Genomic DNA, 7115 nt, shown 5'->3' with positions numbered 1-7115 from the left:
GGAGAGCCGGACGGCCACTCCAGGGAAGCCACGGTCGGCAAGAACCCATCAGCCACATCCGGCCCTCCCGGGCCACCTAACACCTTACGGAGAACTCATGAGCGCGTGGCGCAGGACCGTCGCGTCCCTGGTCAAGGCCGCCCTGGTGACGCACGTCGTGCTGACGGTCTTCGAGAACCTGCCCGACGACAAGCTGCCGATCAAGATGCGCCTGCCGTTCTTCCCCGACCTGCCGCAATGGCGCTTCTTCGCCCCGAACCCCGGCATCGAGGACCTGTACGTCTTCTACCGCACGCGCGCGACGCCCGCGGACGGCTGGACCACGTGGGCCGACCTGGCCATGCGGAACGAGGCGAAGCCGCTCGCCGTACTGTGGAACCCGGGGAGCCGGGTTCCCAAGGCGCTGTTCGACATGGCGTCGCAGGTGCGCACGCTCGCCTCGAACGGGGCCATGTTCGAGTGGATGCTGAACAGCGACGGGTACAACCTGATGGCCGGGGCCGTGCGGGACGCGTGCAGGAAGAGCAGCGAGTCGGGCGACTACCAGTTCATGATCGTGGCGTCCGTCCCGACCGAGGGTGCCGACGGGATCAAGCCCATCATGATCTCGCCGGAACTCGCCCTGTGAACCGGGGGAATACCGAGATGCCCGAAAGCACCAAAGGCAGCGGAACCGGCGGAAGCACTGGAAACACCGGAAACGCCGGAAGCAGCGGAAATCAGGAGATCCCCGATCTGGGCGAGAAGCGGATCCTGTTCATCGTGACCGGATCCATCAACGCCGCGCTCACCCCGTACTGGCTGCACTGGCTGCGCCAGTCGTTTCCCCGGATCACGAGCGACCTCCTGGTGACCAGGTCCGCACAGCGTTTCGTGACGCTGGACGCCCTGCGCCGACTGGTGGGCGGCGACGTGTGGACCGACGACTACACCGACCCCTCCCTCCCGGAATCCGCGCACGTGGAGATCGGCGAACGCGTCGACGCCTTCGCCGTCTTTCCCGCGACGCTCGATTTCGCCATGCGGCTCGCCGCGGGAAACTGCAACACCCCCGCCACCATGGCGTTGCAGATCACCGAGAAGCCGATCGTGCTCGCCACCGCCTTTCCGGCCGGAAATGCCGTCGTCGAACGCAACATGGAGCTCCTGCTGCAGCGCCCGAACGTCTCGGTCAGCCAAACCGTCGCGGCGTACAGCGTCGGGAAGCGAAAATGGGAGGGCGAGACCGGCTTCTACCTGCCGTCGGTCCTGAAGGAGCTGGAAGGAATGTTCGATGCGGAGGGCCGCCGGTAGCACCAGCTCCCGGTGAGCGGCCACTCCGCCCGTGGAATCCCGCGCGGCGGACCGACCACGAACGAGGCGGGCCGAGCATGAAATGGAACAGCGACGTCGCGGTCGTGGGCAGCGGGCCGAACGGCCTGGCGGCGGCCGTCACCTTCGCCCGCGCCGGGCTGCACGTGGACGTCTACGAGAGCCAGGACGAGATCGGCGGCGGCCTGCGCACGCACGCGCTCTTCGACAGCGACGTACGGCACGACATCTGCTCCGCCGTCCATCCGATGGCCGCCGTCTCGCCGTTCTTCCGCCGGTTCGACCTGTCGGCCCGCGGCGTCGACCTGCTCCAGGCAGAAGCGTCCTACGCCCATCCGCTGGCTGACGGGCGAGCCGCCGTGGCGTACCACGACCTCGACCGGACCTGCGAGGCACTGGGCCGTGACGGCGCCGGCTGGCGGCGGCTGATGGCACCGCTCATCGGCCGCAGCACCGAGATCGGGGAGCTCTTCCTCTCCGACTTCCGCTCCGTCCCCGCGTCCCTGCGGACTCCGGCGATGCTCGCGTGGCGGTCCCTGGTCCACGGGACAGCGCTCGGCGCGCGCCGGTTCGCGACCGACGAGGCGGCCGCCCTCCTCGCCGGGGTGGCCGCGCACGCCGTCGGCAGGCTCCCCAGCGTCGTCGGCGGGGCCGTGTCGGTCTTCCTCGGCCACCTGGCGCACAGTTCGGGGTGGCCGGTGCCGCGCGGCGGGAGCTCGGAGATCGCGGCCGGCCTGGCCGAGGACATCCGGCGCCACGGCGGGCTGATCCACACCGGTGCGCGCATCACCGAGCTGGCGCAGGTGCGCGGTTCGCGCGTCGTCATGTTCGACACCGGGCCGAAGGAGTTCTCGGCCGTGGCGGGCGACCACCTGCCCGCCGCCTACCGGCGACGACTCGGCAGGTTCCGGTACGGGCCCGCGGCAGCCAAGGTCGACTTCCTGGTGTCCGAGGCGATCCCGTGGCGCAACACCGACGTGGCCAGGACCGCCACCGTGCACCTCGGAGGGTCGCAGGCGCAGATCTACCGCCGGGAGTCCGGGGTCGCCCGCGGTGTCGACGCGGGCGACCCCTTCGTGCTGCTGGTGGATCCCGGCGTCGCCGATCCCGACCGGGTCCGCGCCGGGAAGAGGCCCGTCTGGGCCTACGCGCACGTGCCCAACGGGTACGCGGCGGACCCCACCGGCTCCGTCACGGCACAGATCGAGAAGTACGCGCCCGGGTTCAGCGAGACGGTCCTCGCCGCCAGGAGCACCAACGGCGTCCAGTACGAGGCGTACAACCCCAACTACGTCGGCGGGGACATCGGGGCCGGGGCCCTGACCCTCGGCCAGCTGCTCATGCGCCCGACCCTCCGGTGGAACCCGTACGCGACCCCGCTGCCCGGCGTCTACCTGTGCTCCGCGTCCACCCCGCCCGGTCCGGGCGTCCACGGCATGAGCGGCTACCTCGCCGCTCTCTCCGCGCTCCGCCGGGAGTTCGGCATCACCGCGCCGCCCTCGCTCGGGCCCCGTCCGGCGTCTTTGCGATGTGAACCGTGACGGCGGCGTCATCGATCGGAGAGGCTGCTCGGTAAGGGTGGTGGCGGCGGGTCCGCCCCGTGGAACCCCTGGCGCCTTGGAGGAGACCGATGTCCGCACCTGTTCAGCACCACCGGTTCGCCGTCGACGGGGACGGCAACGACCTGGGGTACGCCCTGTCGCTGCCGGACGGGTACGACGAGGGCCCCGGGCCGTGGCCGCTGCTGCTGTTCCTGCACGGCGCCATGGAGCGCGGCGAGGATCTGGCGGCGCTCGCCGTGCACGGGCCGGTGCGGCAGATCGCCGCCGGGGCGAAGCTGCCGTTCGTGGTGGTGGCCCCGCAGTGCCCGGCGCACAGCTCGTGGGTCGCGGAGGTGAGCGCGCTGGCGGCCCTGGTCGAGGACGTGGCGCGGACGTACCGGATCGACCCGGACCGGCGGTACGTGACCGGGCTGAGCATGGGCGGCACCGGCACGTGGGCGCTCGCCGCCCGGTACCCGCGCCGGTTCGCCGCCGCCGTGCCGATCTGCGGGTCCGGGCTGAGAGAGGCGGCGCCGCGCCTCGCCGCCCTCCCGGTGTGGGCCTTCCACGGCGGGGAGGACGACGTCGTCCCGGTCGCCCACACCGAGCGGGTGGTCGAGGCGCTGCGGGAGGCGGGCGGTCCGGTGCGGTTCACCCGCTACCCGGGGGTCGGCCACGACTCCTGGACGCGGACGTACGACGACCCCGAGGTCTACGCCTGGCTGCTCGCCCAGTCCCGCCGGTCCCGCAGCGCGGGCTGAGAACGCCGACGGGCCCGGCAGGCGCTACTGCTGGGGGCCGGTCGCCTGGCGGGAGCCGGTCCGGGGGCGCGTGGGGTGCGGGACGGACGCGGGCAGGGCGTGCCCGGTGCGGTCGTCGGTGTGCCAGGACTGCGACTGGAAGGCCAGGAACACCGCCGCCCACCGGCTCTCCGCCGGCAGGTGGATGAGCAGCGCGCCGTCCTGGTAGACGCCGTCGTCCGTCCGGAACCGCCCGCTGTTGCCCTGGTTCATGTGCACGTCGTGCACGCCGTTGCCGGGCAGGAAGCCGAACACCTTGTCCGGGACGCCGGGTTCGGGCCCGAAGCGCTGCCCGAAGACGTACACCGCGGCCGCCGGGTCGGCGATCGCCCGCTGGACGTGCTGGTCGAGCATGTCGGCGAGGTCGTTGTCCGGGCCCGGGAGGTCGGGCGGCAGGACGCGCATCGCCGCGGGGTCGAACAGGTGCCCGCGGACGAAGTCCAGGCTCGCCGTGCCCGGCCGGGACGGCAGCGGGTTCCAGCCGCTGCCGGCCGGCGGGAGGAGGCCGGTGACGGGGTGCCGGAAGTCCTCGACCGCGAGGTGGCGCAGGTCCGCGGGGGCCTGCTGGGAAAGGACGTTGACCGCCGCGCGGTAGTCGGTGCCCCCGGCGTCGCGCAGGTGGATCTGGTAGTGCGGGGTGTCGGTGGCGCCCTCACGGCGCCGGTCGACGGCGGTGGCGGCGAGCACGCCGTAGTCGCTGATCGGCATGGGTGTGGTTCCTCGGTTCCCTGGCTGCTGGTCCTGGTGCCTCGCCGGCCGGTCGGCCGGGGTCCCTCCGTTATCGCGCACACCGCCGACCGGGGGCTGTGGAATCCGCAGTTGTTCATCTGCCGTCCCCCGAACGGGCTTTCGCGCCGCAGAACGTTGACGTCGGGGCGCCGGCGTCCGGGGACCGGACGAGGGCCGGACGAGGGCGGGCCGGTCAGTCGACCGGTGCCGGCCTGCCCCGGCCGGGCGCGGCGTGGAAGCGTCTCGGCCGCCCCCGGAGCAGCTCGCCGGTGACGAAGGCCGTCACCGCGGCGACGATCAGCAGCGGCATCGCATCGGCGGCCTGGCCGCCCAGCAGCGCCGTCGCCAGCACCGTGCTGGTGACCGGAAGCCGGGTGACGGCCGCGCCGGAGGCGGCCAGTCCGACGGCCAGCGCGGGCGCGGTGCCGAAGCCGGGCAGCGGCGCGCAGGCCGCCCCGAGCGCGGCACCGATCAGGATCGCCGGGAAGATCGGGCCGCCGCGCAGGCTGCCCAGGGCGATCCCCCAGCCGACCGTCTTGCACAGCACCAGGGCGAGCAGCGCGCCGATCGACCAGGCCGCCGGGTCGGCCGCCAGCGCGCCCAGGGTGGCCTGTCCGGAGAGCGCGGCCTCCTCCGGCGAGCGACCGGTGAGCAGGGCGTACGCCGCGAGGCAGGCTCCGACGGCGATCGCGCACAGCACCGTCCGGACGGCGGTCCGACGAGCGGTCGGCACCGGCCGGGGGCCCGCCGGATCGCCCGTGGTGAAGGCCTTGACCCGCCGGCCGAGGGCCTGCCCGGCCACGCAGACCACGGCGATCACCACCGCCAGCAGGACGCCCCAGAGGAAGTCGCCCAGGTCCGGGACGCCGCTCTCGGGCACCCGCGGCAGCGAGAGCGCGCCGATCGACAGCCCGGTCCAGTGGCCGAAGCCGGTGAAGACCAGCGCACCGACCCCGCTGGCCAGCAGGCAGGGCAGGATCAGAGCGATCAGCCGCGGGCCGCCCAGCCCGGCCGCCTCGATCATCATCACGCCCGCCACCAGCGGGCTGCCGAAGATGGTGGAGATCGCCGCCGTCGCCCCGGCTGCACCCAACACCGGTACCAGGTCCGGGCGTTGGGCCCGCCTGGTGGACCGGACGGCGAGCAGCGCGAGGCCGCCGCCGATCGCCATCAGCGGCGCCTCCGGGCCGAGCACCGCGCCGAGCGGCAGGCAGGCGAGCGCGGCCAGCACCACACCGGGGACGGCGCCCGGCGGAGTGGGCGGGCCGCCCAGCCCGTCCACCGGGACGTGGCCGCCGCGCCCGGGCAGCCGGGTGACCACGGGGGCGAGCAGCAGGCCGGCCAGCAGCAGCGCGGGCAGCGGCCACCACCAGGGGGCGCGGTCGAAGCCGGCGGCGACCGGCAGGCTCTCCCAGACCCAGTGCTGGAGTTGGTGCTCCAGGCCGACGAAGCCGAAGGCGACCAGCGAGACCGGGGCACCGATCAGAGCGGCGACCAGCAGCAGGCCGAGGTAGCCCTTGCCGAGCAGCACCTGGCGCAGGGTGGGGCCACCGTTCTGCTGCTGGGGCGTCCCCGGCATCGCCGCTCCTTCGCGCTCCCGGGGCGCGCGGCCCCCGTCCTGCGACCGAGTCTCGCCCGGGGCCGGGCGGCCCGCACGGCGTGCGACCCGTCAGCCGGGCGCCGGACGAGCGGAGTTGCGCCGTTCGGGTGAGAGCGCCCTCCGGGGCGGCTGGCAGCCGGAGCGGGTGGGCGTCGGAGCGGGCGGCGTCGACGGCGGCCGGGGCCAACAGCCGGCGGTCAGAGCCGGTGGGCGTCGCCGAGCGCGCTCTCGATGCCCTGGACCATCCGCCACAGCGGCGCCCGGCGGCTGGCGACCAGCACCACCACATCGTCCGCCCCGGACTCCCCGGGCTCCCCGGACCCCCCACCCGCGCCGTTCTCGCCGCCCGAGCGGTCGTTCCAGGTGCCGGTGACGAAGGCCATCGCCGCGTCGACCTCGACCACCCAGTCGCTCTCGCCGCCCGAGCGCAGCCAGGTGCGCAGGGCGTGGTTGTGCGCGGCGACGACGGCGGCGGCGGTCACGTCGGCGCGCAGCGGGCCGTCCGGGCGGTCGGCGAACCGGCCGCGCAGGTAGGCCGCGAGCGTGTGCTCGTAGCGCCAGACCACGGAGAGCTCGTACGCCCGCAGGCCGGGGACCTTGCGGGTGAGGCGGTAGCGCTGGACGGAGAAGGAGGGCTGTTCGGCGTACATCCGCAGGACGAGCCGGGCCGCGTCGCACGCGTGCTTGACCGGGTCCTCCTCGCCGGTGCCGGACTCCAGGAACTCCGTCATCTCGGCGAGGCTGCGCTCGTGGTCCGGGAAGACCACGTCCTCCTTGGCCGGGAAGTAGCGGAAGAAGGAGCGCCGGCCGACCCCGGCGAGCGAGACGATGTCGTCGATGGTGGTCTGCTCGAAGCCGCGTTCCAGGAAGAGCTCGAAGGCCGCGGCGACGAGCGCCTCGCGCATCGCCGGCTTGGCGGGCCCGTCGTTCATGGGCAGGTCCTGCTCTTCCTTCTCGCTCATTCCCGGAACATAGCATCGGCCCCGAACGGCCGGACCGGGTGCTCGGCCCGGCCGTCGGTGCACCTCGCAGGCGCTGTTACGGCAGGTTGCGGGCCATGACGATGCGCTGGACCTGGTTGGTCCCCTCGTAGATCTGGGTGATCTTCGCGTCCCGCATCATCCGCTCCACCGG

8 protein-coding genes are annotated in these 7115 nt (G+C 73.7%); 4 read left to right on the top strand and 4 right to left on the bottom strand.

Annotation, left to right across the window (positions count from 1 at the left end; genetic code table 11):
- The first annotated feature begins 97 nt into the window (after window positions 1-97).
- The 4 genes from ACFWPI_RS39025 to ACFWPI_RS39010 all read left to right on the top strand — a co-directional run bounded on the left by ACFWPI_RS39025 (window position 98) and on the right by ACFWPI_RS39010 (window position 3613).
- A complete protein-coding gene (locus tag ACFWPI_RS39025; RefSeq protein ID WP_380380795.1) occupies window positions 98-628 on the top strand; it encodes a hypothetical protein in 531 nt (176 codons plus the stop codon).
- A gap of 17 nt (window positions 629-645) precedes the next feature.
- Window positions 646-1293, top strand: coding sequence for a flavoprotein (locus tag ACFWPI_RS39020; RefSeq protein WP_380380793.1), 648 nt, complete (start codon window positions 646-648; stop codon window positions 1291-1293).
- Between the two features lie 77 nt (window positions 1294-1370).
- On the top strand, window positions 1371-2852 hold the full coding sequence (locus ACFWPI_RS39015; protein ID WP_380380791.1) for a phytoene desaturase family protein: 1482 nt from the start codon (window positions 1371-1373) through the stop codon (window positions 2850-2852).
- A gap of 89 nt (window positions 2853-2941) precedes the next feature.
- Window positions 2942-3613 carry a prolyl oligopeptidase family serine peptidase gene (locus tag ACFWPI_RS39010; protein ID WP_380380789.1) on the top strand — a complete coding sequence of 224 codons (672 nt, stop codon included), beginning with the start codon at window positions 2942-2944 and terminating at the stop codon, window positions 3611-3613.
- 24 nt (window positions 3614-3637) lie between these two features.
- Here ACFWPI_RS39010 and ACFWPI_RS39005 read toward each other — a convergent pair whose 3' ends face one another.
- From ACFWPI_RS39005 to ACFWPI_RS38990, 4 genes are all read right to left on the bottom strand, one after another.
- Window positions 3638-4360 (bottom strand): DUF2278 family protein, encoded by a 723-nt coding sequence (locus ACFWPI_RS39005; RefSeq protein ID WP_380380787.1) that lies wholly within the window; start codon window positions 4358-4360, stop codon window positions 3638-3640.
- Between the two features lie 214 nt (window positions 4361-4574).
- Entirely contained in the window at window positions 4575-5960 is a 1386-nt protein-coding gene (locus tag ACFWPI_RS39000) for a chloride channel protein (protein ID WP_380380785.1), read from the bottom strand.
- Between the two features lie 218 nt (window positions 5961-6178).
- Window positions 6179-6886, bottom strand: a complete 708-nt coding sequence (locus tag ACFWPI_RS38995; protein WP_380380797.1) for a TetR family transcriptional regulator — start codon at window positions 6884-6886, stop codon at window positions 6179-6181.
- 133 nt (window positions 6887-7019) lie between these two features.
- Window positions 7020-7115, bottom strand: a 96-nt coding sequence (locus ACFWPI_RS38990; protein WP_157849844.1) for an acyl-CoA dehydrogenase family protein, incomplete at its 5' end; no start/stop codon positions are given.

This window comes from Kitasatospora sp. NPDC058492, assembly GCF_042720685.1.
GTDB lineage: Bacteria > Actinomycetota > Actinomycetes > Streptomycetales > Streptomycetaceae > Kitasatospora.
Note: the sequence above shows the minus strand (reverse complement) of the source record. Positions and strands in the feature narration are given on the sequence as shown.